The organism is Isoptericola sp. Y541, from assembly GCF_059445465.1.
The window spans coordinates 262,669-277,795 of record NZ_JCAIUJ010000007.1 but is presented as its reverse complement, the minus strand read 5'-3'; the positions used below and the strand labels follow the sequence as shown (position 1 = coordinate 277,795).

At 75.3% G+C, this 15,127-nt stretch carries 9 protein-coding genes; 2 read left to right on the top strand and 7 right to left on the bottom strand.

Annotated features, from left to right (window positions below; translation table 11 throughout):
• The first annotated feature begins 82 nt into the window (after positions 1-82).
• Positions 83-4,711: a hypothetical protein gene (locus AC1C2V_RS16325; RefSeq protein ID WP_495390689.1), complete on the top strand. Its 4,629-nt coding sequence runs from the start codon at positions 83-85 to the stop codon at positions 4,709-4,711.
• Between the two features lie 21 nt (positions 4,712-4,732).
• On the opposite strand, the gene AC1C2V_RS16320 is transcribed toward AC1C2V_RS16325, so the two are convergent.
• Positions 4,733-6,286 carry a SulP family inorganic anion transporter gene (locus AC1C2V_RS16320; protein WP_495390688.1) on the bottom strand — a complete coding sequence of 518 codons (1,554 nt, stop codon included), beginning with the start codon at positions 6,284-6,286 and terminating at the stop codon, positions 4,733-4,735.
• Between the two features lie 154 nt (positions 6,287-6,440).
• Positions 6,441-7,634 carry an ROK family protein gene (locus tag AC1C2V_RS16315; RefSeq protein ID WP_495390687.1) on the bottom strand — a complete coding sequence of 398 codons (1,194 nt, stop codon included), beginning with the start codon at positions 7,632-7,634 and terminating at the stop codon, positions 6,441-6,443.
• Positions 7,635-7,818: 184 nt separating this feature from the next.
• On the opposite strand from AC1C2V_RS16315, the gene AC1C2V_RS16310 reads away from it, so the two are divergent.
• A complete protein-coding gene (locus AC1C2V_RS16310) occupies positions 7,819-9,489 on the top strand; it encodes a glycoside hydrolase family 13 protein (RefSeq protein WP_495390686.1) in 1,671 nt (556 codons plus the stop codon).
• An 80-nt stretch (positions 9,490-9,569) separates the two neighbouring features.
• On the opposite strand, the gene AC1C2V_RS16305 is transcribed toward AC1C2V_RS16310, so the two are convergent.
• The 5 genes from AC1C2V_RS16305 to AC1C2V_RS16285 all read right to left on the bottom strand — a co-directional run bounded on the left by AC1C2V_RS16305 (position 9,570) and on the right by AC1C2V_RS16285 (position 15,111).
• Positions 9,570-10,919, bottom strand: a complete 1,350-nt coding sequence (locus tag AC1C2V_RS16305) for an MFS transporter (RefSeq protein WP_495390685.1) — start codon at positions 10,917-10,919, stop codon at positions 9,570-9,572.
• On the bottom strand, positions 10,916-11,872 hold the full coding sequence (locus tag AC1C2V_RS16300; protein WP_495390684.1) for a ChbG/HpnK family deacetylase: 957 nt from the start codon (positions 11,870-11,872) through the stop codon (positions 10,916-10,918). The genes AC1C2V_RS16305 and AC1C2V_RS16300 overlap by 4 nt, the downstream gene beginning before the upstream one ends.
• Positions 11,869-12,807: an ROK family protein gene (locus tag AC1C2V_RS16295; RefSeq protein WP_495390683.1), complete on the bottom strand. Its 939-nt coding sequence runs from the start codon at positions 12,805-12,807 to the stop codon at positions 11,869-11,871. Before AC1C2V_RS16295 ends, AC1C2V_RS16300 begins: the two co-directional genes overlap by 4 nt.
• 263 nt (positions 12,808-13,070) lie before the next feature.
• Positions 13,071-13,868 carry a glycosyltransferase family 2 protein gene (locus tag AC1C2V_RS16290; protein WP_495390714.1) on the bottom strand — a complete coding sequence of 266 codons (798 nt, stop codon included), beginning with the start codon at positions 13,866-13,868 and terminating at the stop codon, positions 13,071-13,073.
• Between the two features lie 409 nt (positions 13,869-14,277).
• Positions 14,278-15,111 carry a DUF5926 family protein gene (locus AC1C2V_RS16285; protein WP_495390682.1) on the bottom strand — a complete coding sequence of 278 codons (834 nt, stop codon included), beginning with the start codon at positions 15,109-15,111 and terminating at the stop codon, positions 14,278-14,280.
• Between the last annotated feature and the right edge of the window lie 16 nt (positions 15,112-15,127).

The following is a 15,127-nucleotide window of genomic DNA, read 5'->3' as shown; positions in this document are numbered from 1 at the left end:
AGACGGGATGATCGCGTGAACGTCCCGGTCGGGCCGGGACCCCGAGGAGGCCACGAGGACCGCCCCGCATAGGGTGGCCAGCGTGATCAGCCCCGCCCGCCCGCCCGTGGCCGCCCGAGCCCCCCGCGTCGTCCTGGTCGTGGCGGCCGTGGCGGCCGTGCTGCTCCTGCTGCTCACGACGCTCGCCGGCGCCGCACGGGCCTCGGCGGCGCCCGCGGACGGGGACGGGGCCGACCAGCCCGACACCCCGCTGGTCCTCGCCGGCGTGTCCGGGCTGCAGTGGTCCGACGTGGACGTCGCCCGCACCCCGAACCTGTGGCGCCTCATCGGCGGCGGCTCGGTGGCGTCGGTCGCGGTGCGGACGCTGACCCCGACGTGCCCCCTCGACGCGTGGCTGTCGGTGTCCGCCGGCGGCAAGGTCGCGGCGGAGAACGACACCCCCGACGCCGACGCCGACGCGCCAGCGGACGAGTCCGCCGACGAGTCGGCCGGCCAGGAGGACGCCGAGGACGCCGCCGCGCTGGGCTGCTCCCCGCTGCCCGTACCCGCGAGCACCGCCGGCACGGCCGAGCGGGTGTCGGTGCCCGGCTGGTCCGCCCTCACCGTCACCGACCCGGTGGTGCCCCCGACCGCCGAGCCGGGCGCGCTCGGCGACCTCGTCGACCTCAGCGGCACGTGCGCCACCGCGGTCGGCCCCGGCGCCGCCGTCGCCCTCGCCGACTCCGCCGGCGAGGTGCCGCGCTACCTGTCGGACGCCGGGCAGCTCACCGCCGAGCAGCTCACCTCCTGCCCCGCCACCGTCGTCGACCTGGGGGTACTGCCCGACGCCGCCGGCGAGCGGAGCGCCGCCGTCGAGGAGCTCGACGCCCAGCTGGGCCGCCTCGCGGACCTGCTGCCGACCGGGGGCAGGCTCGTCGTCGCGGGCGTCTCGGACACGCCGCTCGGGCCGTCCGACCTGCAGGTCGTGGTCGACTGGACGCGCCCGGGCGGCTCCGCGACCTGGCTCTCCTCCACGTCGTCGCGGTGGGTGGGCGTCGTCGTGCTGGCCGACCTGTCCGCGACCGTCGCCGACACCGTCACGGGCGGCGCGCTCTCCGGCACGGCGCCCGTCCCGTCCGACGAGGACGACGTCGGGGACGCGGAGGAGGCCGGCGACCCGCTCGCCGAGGCGCTCGCGCCGTTCACCGGCTCTCCGCTGGAACGCGGCGACGACCGGCGCATCCCCGTGGCCCGCACGGTGGAGAACCGCCAGTACCTGAGCGTGCTCACCGACACCGTGCCACGCCTGTCCCCCCTGCTGATCGGCCTCGTCGCGCTGTCCGGCATCGCGGTGGTCGGCGCCCTGCTCCTCGCTCACCGGCGGGGCCGGGCGAAGCCGGGCCTCACCCCGTCGGGCCGCCGCATCGCGCTTGCCGTCCTGGTGATCGCGTCCAGCCTTCCGGTCGCGGCGACGCTCGCGACGCTCTCGCGCTGGTGGGCATGGCCCTCGCCCGTGATGACGCTCGTGCTGTCCCTGGCGGTGGCCGCCCTCGTCGCGGCGCTGATCGCGTGGGCCGCGCGCCGGCTCCTGCCGCCGTCCCCCTGGCGTCTCACGACGTGCCTCGCGGGCGTCACCTGGCTGGTGCTGACCGTCGACGGCCTCACGGGCACCACCCTGCAGCAGGGGTCGCTGCTGGGCCCGGCCCCCTCGCTCGGCGCCCGCTTCTACGGCTTCTCCAACACCGTGTTCGCCGTGTACGCGGTGGCCGGGATCGTGCTCGCCGCCGGGCTGACGGCAATCCTGCGGGCCCGCGGCGCGGCGCCGTCGCGCGCGGCGTGGGTGGCGGGCGCGGTGGGCGTCGTGACGGTCCTCGTGGACGGCCTCCCCCCGTTCGGCGCCGACCTCGGCGGGATCCTGGCGCTCGTGCCCGGCTTCGCGGTGCTGGTGCTGGGCATCGCCGGCGTGCGGGTGACGTGGCGGCGGGCGGTGCTGGTGGGCGCGGGGACGGTCCTCGTCGTCGCGCTGATCGCCGCCGTGGACTGGCTCGTCGGGGGCGGCAGCAGCCACCTGGGCGGATTCGTGCAATCGGTGGTGGACGGTCGCGCGCTGGGCGTGCTGGCCGGCAAGGCCGCGGGCGCCTGGGCCACCGTCGCGAACCCGGCCGGGGCCGCCGCGCTCCTCGCGTGCCTCGCCGCGGCGTGGGCGGCGCTCCACCCGGACCGCGCGCGCCTCGGCGGCCTCGCCGCCGCCTACCGCCGCGACCCCCTGCTGCGCCGCCTCGTCGTCGCGCTCGTCGTGACCGGCACCGTCGGCACCCTGCTCAACGACTCCGGGATCGCCATCGCGTTCCTCGTGCTCGTCCTGTCCGTCCCCGTGATCCTGGCAGGCCACCTGGAGCTCGCGGCACAGTCGGGCGCGCAGCCGGGGTCGGTCGAGGGACCCGAGTCCCGCGAGCCCGGCATCCGTCGGATGCCGACCATGCTCCTGACGGCGAGCGGCACGCTGCTCGTGGTGCTCCTGCTCGCCTCCACGGTGATCTCCGCGGCCGGGCTGCGCCCGGCGTCGGACACCGCGAACGCGGGCTCGCAGGTCACGCCCACGCGGGAAGACACCGTCGCGTCCGAGGGCCCGCTCGTCGTGGTCGGCACCACCGGGGTGCAGTGGGACGACGTCGCCGAGGGCCGCGCGCCCACCCTGAACGGGCTCCTCGCCGACGGTGCGGGCGCCGGCGGCGTGTCCCAGCCCACGGGCGCCGCCGCCCGGTGCGTGGTGGGCGGCTGGCTCGCGCTCTCGGCCGGCACGCTTGCCGACGTGGCCGACCAGCGGGCAGCCGACGGGTCGTGGGAGTGCCCGACGGCGGAGCCCGCCACCGCCGGGGACGGCGCCACGGTGGACGGCTGGGACAGGCTGGTCGACCTCCAGCGGGGCTCCACCTACCAGGCCCGCCTCGGGACGCTCGGCGCCCAGCTCGCGCCGGCCGGGTGCGCCACGGCCGTCGGCCCCGGCGCCGCCGTCGCCCTCGCCGACCCGAGCGGCGACGTCGCCCGCTACCGCGACCTCGACGCCGCCCTCGCCCCGGGCTCCGACGCGTTCGCCTGCCCGGTCACGGTGGTCGACGCCGGGGACGCGACGCCCTCGGGCGTCGACCCCGGGCTGTCCGGCGCCGAGGCCCGCGCGGCGCGGGAGGAGGTGCACGCGGACCGCCTGGCCGACGTCGACGACGTCGTCGGGCGCGTGCTCGACGCGGCCCCGCCCACTGCGACGGTACTGGTCGTCGACCTCGCCGGCACGCCCGGCACCCGGCCCGTGCTCGGCGTCGCGCTCGCGCGGCCGACCGCCCACGCGCCGGAACAGCCCCGGTACCTCACCAGCGCCGCCACCCGCACGGACGGCGTGGCGCGCATGCTCGACCTGCCCGCCACCGTGCTGGGCGCGGCGGGGATCACCCCGGCGGCACCGATCCAGGACACCCCGTTCGCGTGGGGGTCCCCGCGCCCGCAGGACGCCACGTCGTCCGCCGAGGCGCTCGCCGGCCTCACGTCGCTCGACCTCGTGCGCCGCACCGTGTACACGTCGTTCGTCGACGTCCCTCTGTACGCCGGGCTCGCCCTCGCCGCGGCCTGCCTGCTGCTCGGCGCGCGGGCGGCACGGACTGGGCGGACGCTGACGGCGCGCGCCCGCGCCCGTCGCCCGATGCTCTGGGCCTGGGCGCGCGGCGCCGCCCTGGTGCTCGCCGCGCTTCCCGCGGCGGCGTTCCTCGTCTCGCTCAGCGGCTGGTGGCGGTTCGACCAGCCCTTGCTCGCGTTCGTCGCGTCCACCCTGGGCGCCACGGCCGTGGTGGCGGCGCTCGGCGCGCTCGCGCCCCGACGGCCCGTGTGGCTCGGGCCGGGAATCGTCGCCGGCATCACGTTCGGCGTCCTGACGCTGGACGCCTTCATCGGCACGCCCCTCAACCGGGCGAGCCCGCTGGGCTCGGCGCCGACGTTCGGGGCGCGCTTCTACGGCTTCGGCAACCCCACCTTCTCCGTGTACGCGGTGGCCGCGCTCGTGGTCGCCGCCGCGATCGCGCAGGCGCTGGTGCGGCGCGGGCGGCGCGGCGCGGCCGCCGCGGCGGTGGGCGTGATCGGCGTGGTGACGATGGCGGTCGACGTCTGGCCCACCCTCGGCGCCGACCTCGGGGGCGGCCTGGTACTCGTGCCGGCGTTCGCCGTGCTGGGGCTCGCGGCGTCCGGCGCCCGGCTGACGTGGCGCCGGTTCTTCCTCGTGGCCGCCGCGGGCGTGGCCGCGGTCGCCGTCGTCGGGGTGCTCGACTGGCTGCGGCCCGCCGACGAGCGCTCGCACCTGGGCCGGTTCGTCGCCCAGGTGGTCGAGGGCGAGGCCTGGGAGACGCTGGCGCGCAAGGCCGGCTACGCCGCGCGCTCCGTCCTCGGCGGCGTCCCGGTCTGGCTGACGCTCCTGGTGCTGGTGGCGTGCGCGCTCCTGCTGTTCGCGCCGGGCCGGTTCACCCCACGCTGGTTCGCGCGGACCGAGGACGCGTGGCCCCTGCTGCGCCCCACCGTGCTCGCGATCTGGATCGTCTGCGTGGCCGGCTCCGCGGTGAACGACTTCGGCGCCCGCATCGCGGTGATCGCGCTCGTGCCCACCGTCCCGCTCGTCACGGTGGCGGCGCTGCACGCGCTGTGGCCCTCAGGCCCGCTGGTCGAGCCCGTCGAAACCGAACCCGGCGGTTGAGCCCGTCGGGAGGTGTCGTGGTCAGTGACCGGCGCCGAGGTGGCCGGCGAGCCGCGACAGCCGGGCAGTGCTGTCGGCGTCGAGGCCGCGGAAGGTCACGGTCTTGCCGTGGGCGGCGTACTTGTGCTGGACGGCGTCCAGGGCAGCGACGGTCGAGGCGTCCCACACGTGTGCTTTCGACATGTCGATGACGATGCGGTGCGGGTCTGCCGTGTAGTCGAACTGGTAGACGAGGTCGTTGGACGAGGCGAAGAAGAGCTCACCGTCGACGGCGTAGACGCGCTCGTCGTCGGCGTCGTCCGCATCGAGGCGCGTGACCGTCGTCAGGTGCGACACGCGCCGCACGAACAGGATCGCCGCCACCACGACACCGACGAGCACGCCGTAGGCCAGGTTGTGGGTGGCGACGGTGACGACGACGGTCGCCAGCATGACCGCTGTCTCGGATCTCGGCATCCGCCGCAGCGTGGACGGGCGGATCGAGTGCCAGTCGAACGTCCCGACCGACACCATGACCATCACCGCGACGAGCGCCGCCATCGGGATGATCGCGACCACGTCCCCGAGCCCGACCACGAGGATCAGCAGGAAGACGCCGGCCAGGAACGTCGAGAGCCGCGTGCGGGCGCCGGACGCCTTCACGTTGATCATCGTCTGGCCGATCATGGCACAGCCGCCCATGCCGCCGAACAGGCCGGTGACGACGTTGGCGACGCCCTGCCCCCAGGACTCGCGGGTCTTGTTCGAGTGGGTGTCCGTGATGTCGTCGACCAGCTTGGCCGTGAGCAGCGACTCGATGAGGCCGACCAGCGCCATCGCGAGGGCGTACGGCGCGATGATCTGCAGCGTCTCGAGGTTCAGCGGCACGTCGGGGAAGAAGAGCGTGGGCAGCGACTCGGGCAGCGCGCCCTCGTCACCCACCGTCGGGACGGCGATCGCGGCCGTGACGGTGACCACCGTGAGCAGCACGATCGCGACCAGCGGTGCCGGCACGACCTTCGTCAGGCGCGGGAAGAACACCATGATCGCGATGCCCGCGACCACCATCGGGTACACCGCGAACGGCACGCCCCGCAGGTGCGGCAGCTGCGAGCTGAAGACGAGGATCGCCAGCGCGTTGACGAAGCCGACCATCACCGACCGCGGGATGAACCGCATGAGCCGGGCCACGCCCAGCAGCCCCAGGACCACCTGGATCACGCCGCCCAGGATGACCGTGACGACGAGGTAGTCGAGCCCGTGCTCGCGCGCGACGGGCGCGATGACCAGGGCGATCGCTCCGGTGGCGGCGGAGATCATCGCGGGTCGGCCGCCGACGAACGAGATCGTCACCGCCATCGTGAACGCCGCGAACAGCCCGATACGCGGGTCGACACCCGCGATGATCGAGAAGGCGATCGCCTCCGGGATGAGGGCGAGCCCGACCACGAGGCCGGCGAGGACCTCGGTGCGCAGGGTCCGCGCCGAGGCGAACGCGGCCCGGAACGACCCTGGGGCGGCGGCCTCGGGCGCGCCGGTCACGCGCAGGGGCTCGGGGGCGGGGTCGGGCAGCGAGGCACGCAGGTCGTCCGACACGCGGAGTCTCCGATCGGTCCGGGGCGGAGGCGCGTCGTCGCGCGGAGGGGGTCGTGGGCGCCGCATCGCCACGCGGCACGGCGGCGCACGCATCGACGTCGGGGGCGCCGGGCACTCTACCCGTCGTCGGCTCGCCCGAGGTCAGGCTCCCGGGTCAGGCCTCAGCGGCGGCGGGCAGGCCCCGGTCGAGGGCGCGCGCGCGGAGGTGGTCGACGGCCATGCGGACGGCGCCGGTCCGCACGACGTCCGGGCCGAGGTCGGAGACCACGATCTCGACGGCCGGGTGGTGCAGGTGCACGGGGAGCAGCGCGCGGGCGCGCTCGACGACGGGCCCCAGCGCCGGCGCCATGGCGCCGGTGACGATGACGCGGTCGAGGTCCAGCAGCCCCGACAGGACGGCGCAGACCCGGGCCAGCCGGTCCGCGAGGTGGTCGCAGAGGCGCAGGGCGACGGTGTCCCCCTCGGCGGCGGCCGCGAGCACGTGCTCCGCGTCCAGCTGCTCGGGGGCGACGCGGGCGAGCGCGCTCCCGGCGGCCTCCCCGGAGGTGACCGCGCGGCGGGCCTCGTCCCGGGCGAGCGCGCCGAGCCCGTCGCTCGACCCGACGCCCTGAACCAGGTCGAGGATCCGCATCTCCCCGATCGCGCCGCGCGGCCCGCGCAGCAGCGCGCCGTCGAGCACGATGCCCGCCCCCAGCCGCTCCCCGACCAGGAGCGCGGCGTAGGCCGCCGCCCCGTCCCCGTGCTCCGACTCGGCGACGGCGGCGAGGTTCGCGTCGTTCTCGACGACGACGTCCCAGCCGCGGGAGGCGAACAGGTCGCCCAGCCCCGGGTTCATGAGCGCCCAGAAGGGGTTGCGCTCCCCCGCCGGCATGCCCGTCGTCCCCACGGGCGCGGGCACGCCGACCACGACGGTCATGACCGTGCCCTCGCCGCGGCCGGCACGCGCGACGGCCGCGTCGACGGCCCCGAGGACGGCGGCCCGACGACCCCCGGCGTCGCTGTCCGGGTCCAGGTGCACGGCTTCCTCGGCGACCACGTGCCCGTGCAGGTCGGCGACCGCGGCCGAGACCCGGTGCTGCCCGGCGTCCACCCCGACGACCAGCGCCGCGTCCGGGCGGAACGCGTACCGCAGCGCCGGGCGGCCCTTGGTGTAGGCGCCGGCGGCGCGGGCGTCGTCGAGCTCGACGAGCCAGCCGCGGTCGGTGAGCTCCCGGCACAGGGCGAGGACGGTGGAGCGGGCCAGCCCGGTGGCGGCCATGAGGGCGCTGGCCGTGACGGGCTCTCCGCCCCAGACCTCCTGCAGCACGCGCTCGGCGTTGAGCCGTCGCAGCAGGTGCGTCGAGGGCATGGCCTCCTGACCGTGGGTCATTACGCTCCGGTTCGTCGTCGCCGTACCCCGGATGCCGCCGGGGGCAGTTCGGGATCAGTTCGGGTTCAGTATGGTCGAGCAGTTGATTCTAGTGTTAGATTTTCTGCGCCAACAAAGTAGCGGCTTCACCTCCAGTCCGCCACACCGGGAGAGGAACCACCCCATGACCGACCTGCTCGACGTCCCTGCCGTCGCCGCCTCCGACGCGACCTGGTGGCGTCAGGCCGCCGTCTACCAGATCTACCCGCGCAGCTTCGCCGACTCGGACGGCGACGGCATCGGCAACCTGCGCGGCATCACCTCGCGCGTGGACTACCTCGCCGCGCTGGGGATCGACGCCGTGTGGCTCAGCCCCTTTTACCCGTCCGCGCTCGCCGACGGCGGGTACGACGTCGCCGACTACCGCGACGTGGACCCGAGGATCGGCACCCTCGCCGACTTCGACGAGATGGTGGCGGCGCTGCACGGCGCCGGGATCCGCGTCGTCGTCGACATCGTGCCGAACCACTCGTCGGACCTGCACGCGTGGTTCCGCGAGGCCCTCGCCGCGCCGAAGGGGTCGCCCGCGCGCGACCGCTACATCTTCCGCGACGGCCTCGGCCAGGACGGCGAGCTGCCGCCCGCGGACTGGACGTCCGCCTTCGGCGGCCCGGCCTGGGAGCCCGTCGGCGACGGGCAGTGGTACTACCACCACTTCGCGACCGAGCAGCCGGACCTCAACTGGGACAACCCGGAGGTGCGGGCCGACTTCCTGGCCACCCTGCGGTTCTGGTCCGACCGCGGCGTCGACGGGTTCCGCATCGACGTGGCGCACATGCTCACCAAGGATCTCCCCGCGCCCGGCGAGCCCCTGCCGTCCCAGGCCGACCTGGAGGCGCTGCCCCAGGACGGCAACCACCCCCTGTTCGACCGCGACGACGTGCACGACGTCTACGCCGAATGGCGCGAGGTCTTCGACTCCTACGACCCGCCCCGCACGGCGGTCGCCGAGGCATGGGTCGCCGCGGAGCGCCGCGCCCGCTACGCGAGCCGGGCGGGCCTCGGGCAGGCGTTCAACTTCGACCTGCTCGAGGCCGACTTCGACGCCGACCAGTTCCGCCGCATCATCACGGCCAACCTGGAGCTCGCGGCCGTGTCCGGGTCGTCGACCACCTGGGTGTTCTCCAACCACGACGTCGTGCGGCACGCCACGCGCTACGGCCTGGCGGCCCGCGGCGACAAGCCCGGCAAGGGCGGCGCCGACTGGCTGCTCGCGGGCGGCCCCGAGGCGGAGCTCGACCGCGAGGCCGGGCTGACGAAGGCCCGGGCGGCGACGCTGCTCGAGCTCGCCCTGCCCGGCTCGTCCTACCTCTACCAGGGCGAGGAGCTGGGCCTGCACGAGGTCGCGGACATCCCGGACGCCGAGCGGCAGGACCCGGCGTTCTTCCGCAACCCGGGGGTAGACCTGGGCCGCGACGGTTGCCGCGTCCCGCTTCCCTGGTCCGCCGACGGGCCCTCGCTGGGCTTCGGGGAGGGCCCGGCGCACCTGCCCCAGCCGGCCTGGTTCGCCGAGCACGCGGCGTCGACCCAGGACGGCGTCGACGGCTCGACCCTGGAGCTGTACCGCACGGCCCTCGGTCTGCGGCGTCGGCTGCAGACCCGCGAGGAGCTCGAGTGGCTCGACACCGACTCGGCCGTCGTGCTCGCCTTCCGGCGCCCGAACGGGTGGACCAGCGTGACGAACTTCGGCAGCGCGGCGGTGCCGCTGCCCGAGGGCGAGGTGCTGCTGAGCAGCGGTCCGCTCGCAGACGGCGAGCTGCCCGGCGCGACGACGGTGTGGCTCCTCGCTGGTTGAGCCTGCGCCGTCCTGAGCCTGTCGAAGGGTCGAACCCCGATGGTCGGGCCTGTCGAAACCCTCGCCGGGTTTCGACAGGCTCAACCAGCGGCCACGACAGGCTCGGCCGGCGCCGCGGCGCGCAGGGGGTAGAACCAGAAGCAGACGAACGCCAGGGCGGCCAGCACCACCGGCACCCCGCCGATCAGCAGGCGGATGCCGGTCGCGACCGCCGGCAGCTGCACGTCCGCGCCCTCCACGTACCCGCTGGCGCCAAGCACCACCGCCAGCACCACCGCCTGCACCACCACCGACCCGCGCACCACGAAGCCGTTGGCGCCGAAGTACATGCCCTCGCGGCGCAGGCCCGTACGGCTCTCGTCGTCGTCGATCACCTGGCCCAGGGCCACCTCGAGCACCTGCATGAGCCCGGCCACGCCGAGGCCCACCGCGAGGCCGGCCGCCGCGCCGCCGAGTACCGTCGTCGGGACGAGGTACAGGCAGGTCGCGAGGCCGTACACGGCCACGACGAGGAGCATCGTGGTACGCGGGCCGACCCGCCGCACCACCCACGACCAGCCCCAGATCGCGGGGATCGCGACCACGAAAATGGGCGCCAGGAGCAGGGTGGCATCGGCCTCGCCACCGCCCACGGTGTACCGCACGTAGAACGGCACGCCCGCGAGCAGGATCGCCGTCGTGCTCTGCAGCATCAGCGAGCCGAGCACGTAGGTGACGAAGGCGCGGTTGGCGAAGGTGTACCGGAGCTGGTCGCGCAGGCCGACGGTGGACTCGCGGGCCCGGACCGTCTCGTCGGCGTCCCGCTCGACCATCCCCACCAGCGACCAGGCGAAGAAGCCCGCGCACACCACCGCGAGCACGAGGGCCATCGCGGCCCAGCCGATCGAGTCGTACAACAGCGGCGCCCCGGCGGTGCCGAGGATCATCCCCACCAGCGCGAACAGCTGCCGCGGGGAGTTGCCGCGCGCCCGCTCCGCCGTGGTGCGGAAGATCTCCGGGAAGAGCGCGGAGACGTTCAGCACCACCGCGACGTACGCGACGTCGTACACCGCGACGACCACGAGGAACCACACGACCAGCCCGGCCGGGGGCAGCGACGGCGGCATCCAGACCAGCGCGAACGCGACGATCAGCGGCACGATCCCCAGGCCGATCCACGGCACGCGCCGGCCCCAGCGGGTGCGGCGCCGGTCGGACGCGGCGCCGACCAACGGGTTGAGCAGCGCGTTGAGGATGCCGTGCGCCACCATCGCCCCCGCGACCCACCCCGCGGGCACGCCGAGGTGGTCCACGTAGAAGTAGACGACGAAGGCGGAGAACGTCTGCAGCAGCAGGTTGGCGGGGAACGCCGACGCCCCGTACGCGATGGTCTGCGCGCGCGTCGGCGCGCCCACCAGCCGCCGGTCGCGCACCCCGGCGAGGCGCGTCATCGCTCGCCCCGCTGCACGGCGCGCAGGTCGCGCCATCCGACGCGGACCAGCCCTTCAGCCTCGATCGTCGCCGCGACCTCGGGGTCCCGCAGCAGCCGGAGCTCGTATCCGCGCTTGGGCGCCGCGTAGTCGACGGTGTCGGTGAGCTCGTCCCCGGGCAGCATCGGGTGCAGGAAGATCTCCGTGACCCCCGGGCGCGCCCGGCGCAGCAGGTCGAGGAAGCCCGCCTTCACCGCGTCGTAGCCCTCTTCGTCGGGGGTACCCTCCCCCGCGAGCTGGAACGGGTGCGTCCAGAGCTGGTCGAGGATCACGACGCCGGCCGCGTCGGCCGCCGACGTCGCGGCGTCCAGGATCTTCTGCGAGCCCGGTGCCTCCGGGTCGGCGCCGGTCGCCGCGAGGCCGTCCAGGGAGCGTGGCAGCCGGAACGGCAGCCCCCGGGACGCGGCGAGCGCTAACACCTGCGGCAGGAACGAGCGCCCCGTCGCGAGCCCGTAGACGGACCCCATGTGGTTGTCGAGGTGGCTGACGTCCACCCCCGCCGCGAGCGCGGCGTCGAGCTGCGCCGCGAGCTCCGCCGCGACGTCCTCGTCGCGCGCCCCGCGCTCGACCGCGTCCACGGCGGCCGGGAAGTACCCCGCGCCGTCCACCAGCGACGTGCCCAGGCCGGTGAGGGGGCGCCACCGGTAGCGGGTCCACTCGCTCGTCAGGACCAGGTGGACGCCGACGTCGAGGTTTGGGTCGGCCGCAGCCTGGGCCAGGGCGTCCGGCGCCCACGAGCACGGCACCATGACCGTCGTCGAGTCCAGGTGGCCCGCCGCCAGCAGCGGCAGGATCGCGCGGTTGGCCGCGCGGCACATGCCCAGGTCGTCGGCGTTGAGGATGATCGCCCGAGCGTCGCGGCCGAGCCCGAGGCGGTCCGTGAGGTCGGATGGCGGCGCCGCCGGTGCGCTCACCGCGGCGCCCCGTCGCCGGCCGGCGCGCCGTCGTCCGTCCCTGCGTCGGGGCCTGCGGCCCCGCCCTCGCGCAGCGCCTGGCTCGCCGCCCACGCGGCGCCGAGCACGACGCCGTCCGCGCCGAGCGGCGACGGCTCGATCCGCGCGGGCAGCACGGCCACCCGGTCCCGCATAAAGGTGACGACCCGGTCCGCGATGGGCGCGCGCGCGGCCTGGTCGACGAGCACGAAGACCTCCGGGTCGAGCACGATCGCCAGCGTCGCGACCACCACGGCGATGCGGCGTGCCATCTCCGCGGCGACCTCGTCCGCCACGGCGTCCCCCGCCACGGCCCGGTCGACGACGTCGCGCACCGTGATGTCCTCCGGCAGGCCGTGCTCCTTGGCCAGGGCGGCGAGGGCGGCGTCGCCCAGCACCTGCTCGCCCAGCGCGTGGCCCGGTTGCGGCAGGAACGCGACCTCGCCCGCGATCCCCGTCGCCCCGCGGTAGAGGCGCCCGTCGAGCACGATCCCGGCGCCGAAGCCCTCGCCGAACGCGACCGTCACGAACGACGCCCGGCCCCGCCCCGCCCCGAGGTGCTGCTCGGCCACGGCCGCCAGGTTGACGTCGTTGTCCAGCGACACCGGGCAGGCGAGGGCGTCCACGAGCGCGTCGTGCAGGGCGGTGCCGCCCTTCTCGTAGCCCGGCACGTGCAGCACCGTGGCGAAGTCGGCGCCGACGACGGCCGGGAACGCGGCCACCGCCTGGCGCACCTGGACGGGATTCCCGGGGCCGAGTCGCGCCTCCACGTCCTCGCGGCACGAGCTCGCCAGGACGGCGGCCGCTCGCGCGCGGGCCACGGGCGTGCGCTGCACGTCGCGGCGCTCGGCCCGGGCCCGGACCGTGCCGGCGGCGTCGACCAGGGCGACCCGCACCCGGTCTCGGGCCACCTCCACTCCCAGTCCTAGGAGCAGGTATGCACCGGCCGACGACGTGGCGCCGTCCGGTGCGGGCGAAGCGGCAGCTGGCGTGTCCATTGAGCCTCCGTCGAGCGGTAGGACGTCGGGGCCGGCGTGGGCGCGGTCGCGCCCTCGCCGGCTCTCCGAGCCTAGTCACGCCCAGGGACGGTGTCGACGCACCGGGCCCGTCGGACCACCCCTCGTGGCGCGCCGCAGCGCCGGTCGGAGGCGTGCGTGCGCCCTGCTCAGGAGCGGTGTGGTCAGGATCCGGCGTGGTCGTGCGAACGGCCGATGCCGCGCACGGCGTCCACCGCGCCCCGCACCCGCCGCGCGTTCACGGCGAGGACGACGTCGCGGTACTGGGCGGCGCGGTGCATCTGGCCCTTGAGGTCGTTGGACGACGCGCGGTGCTTGAGGTCGCACGGCACCTCGACGGCGACGTACCCCCGGCGCAGCAGGTCGATCGTCATCCCGGTCTCCACGCCCCAGCCGTGCGCGAGCGGCGTCGCCGACTCGAACGCCTCGCGGGTGAGGCAGCGCATGCCGGACAGCGGCTGGCTGGGGCTCCACCCGGTGAGGTGCTGGATGGCGCGGCGTGCCGTGCCGACGACGATGCCGCGGCCGCCGGCACCGGTCTGCTTCGGCAGCAGGGCGATCGCGAGGTCCGCGACGCCCTCACGCACCGGGGAGACGAGCGGGGCGGTGTTCACGGCGGTGTCGCCGAGGTCGCCGTCCACGAAGAGCAGGAGGCGCGGGGCGCGCCCGTCGGCGTCGCGCATCGCGACCACGGCCGCACCGGTCTCCATCGCGGCGGCCTTGCCGCGGTTGTGCGAGTGCCGTACGACGACGGCACCGGCGTCGCGCGCCACGTGCTGCGTGTCGTCCGTGGACCCGTCGTCGACGACGAGCACCAGGTCGACGTGCGGGATGGCACGGGCCGAGCGGACCGTCGCCGCGATGCGCGCCGACTCGTCCTTGGCGGGGATGATCACGGCGACCCGCTGGGGGTTGCGCCGGCCCTGGGCCGCTGGTGGTCGCGGCGTCTTGGCGACCGGCAGCGCCCCCGCCCTCGTGGCGACGGAAGCTCCGTCGCCCCGTCCGGCGACGCTGTTCGCCTCGCCGGTCTCGTCCTGACTGGTGGACACCGCGTCGGCGCCCGTTCGGGTCGCCCCCTGGTCCGTGTTCACGACTCCCTGCCTGTTGTCCTAGCCCGTGTCCTGCCGGACGGTGGTTGGTCCGCCGGCGCTCAAGTGCGGTGATCTTTGGTGGAATCACCGGGTATCAGAAGAGCAAACTTTTCCTGAAGAACTGTACTCCCCCGGAAGGCCCGATCTCGGGTCAAGAAACGGTGTCGGGCGGGACGGGTCGTGAAGATCGTGCGGAGCACTGCGCCGGCGCGAGCGATCCTGGGCGGATCCTGGGTGGGAGCTTGCCGGGGTGTGTGCCGGGTGGTGCGGTGCCGCCGCGTCAGCGCAGCGTCACCTGTCGGGAGACGATACCGGCGCGGGCGCGGCGCTCGTTCGCGTCGAGCGGGTCCGTGACTGCGAGCGCCTCGTCGATCTTGCGGGCCAGCTCGGCCACCGGCTCCTCGAGCTCCGCGGCCTGCGTGCCGCGCGGCAGCTCCCAGACCGGCACGACCAGCCCGCAGGCGCGGAACATGCCGAGGAACTTGCCGCCCGCGAGGCCGGACTCCCGGCGCGCGTGCAGGCGGGCGATGGCGTCCACGACGCGGTCCTCGTCCTCCGTGCGCGCCCAGCGCAGGAACTCCCGCGACATCTGGCACCAGTACGCCGCCGGGACCGACGCGAGCTTGACCGTGGGGATCGAGGCCTCGGCCGCCTCTTCGAGGGAGGCGCGGATCTCGTCCGTCATGTCCGTGCCCGCGTCGACCCAGTAGTCGTAACCCTCGTGCACGGTCACCTCGAACGGCGCGTCGAGGTCGAGCACGTCCTGCAGGCGGGGGTCGCCGTCCTGCGCGGCCGGCAGCTCCTCCGGGAGCACGCCGGTGCCGGGCTCCGCCGCGATCGCGGCGAGCAGGGCGGTGGCGAGATCGCGGCTCAGGTCGTCCGAGCTGCCCATGCCGTGCAGCGCCAGCAGCACCGTTCCGTCCTCGCGGTGCAGCGCACACCAGCCCCCGGGCAGGACGGTCGTGATGACGACGTCGCGGCCGCCGTGGTCCGCCGTGGTCCGCGCGGTCGCCGTCGCCGACGGCACGACCTCCCGCAACGCCACCCAGTCGGCCTCCCCCGGGAGGCCTTCGAACGGACGCAGGACAGGGGTGGACGCAGAGCTCTTGGCCATGCCCGCGATCCTAGCG

Bases quoted from the DNA above. Each gene is read 5' to 3' on its own strand.
- AC1C2V_RS16315 (WP_495390687.1), bottom strand. From the start codon at position 7,634: ATGCCCTCGACGCACCTGCTGCGACGGCTCAACGCCGAGCGCGTGCTG.
- AC1C2V_RS16305 (WP_495390685.1), bottom strand. From the start codon at position 10,919: ATGACGCGCCTCGCCGGGGTGCGCGACCGGCGGCTGGTGGGCGCGCCG.
- AC1C2V_RS16285 (WP_495390682.1), bottom strand. From the start codon at position 15,111: ATGGCCAAGAGCTCTGCGTCCACCCCTGTCCTGCGTCCGTTCGAAGGC.
- AC1C2V_RS16310 (WP_495390686.1), top strand. From the start codon at position 7,819: ATGACCGACCTGCTCGACGTCCCTGCCGTCGCCGCCTCCGACGCGACC.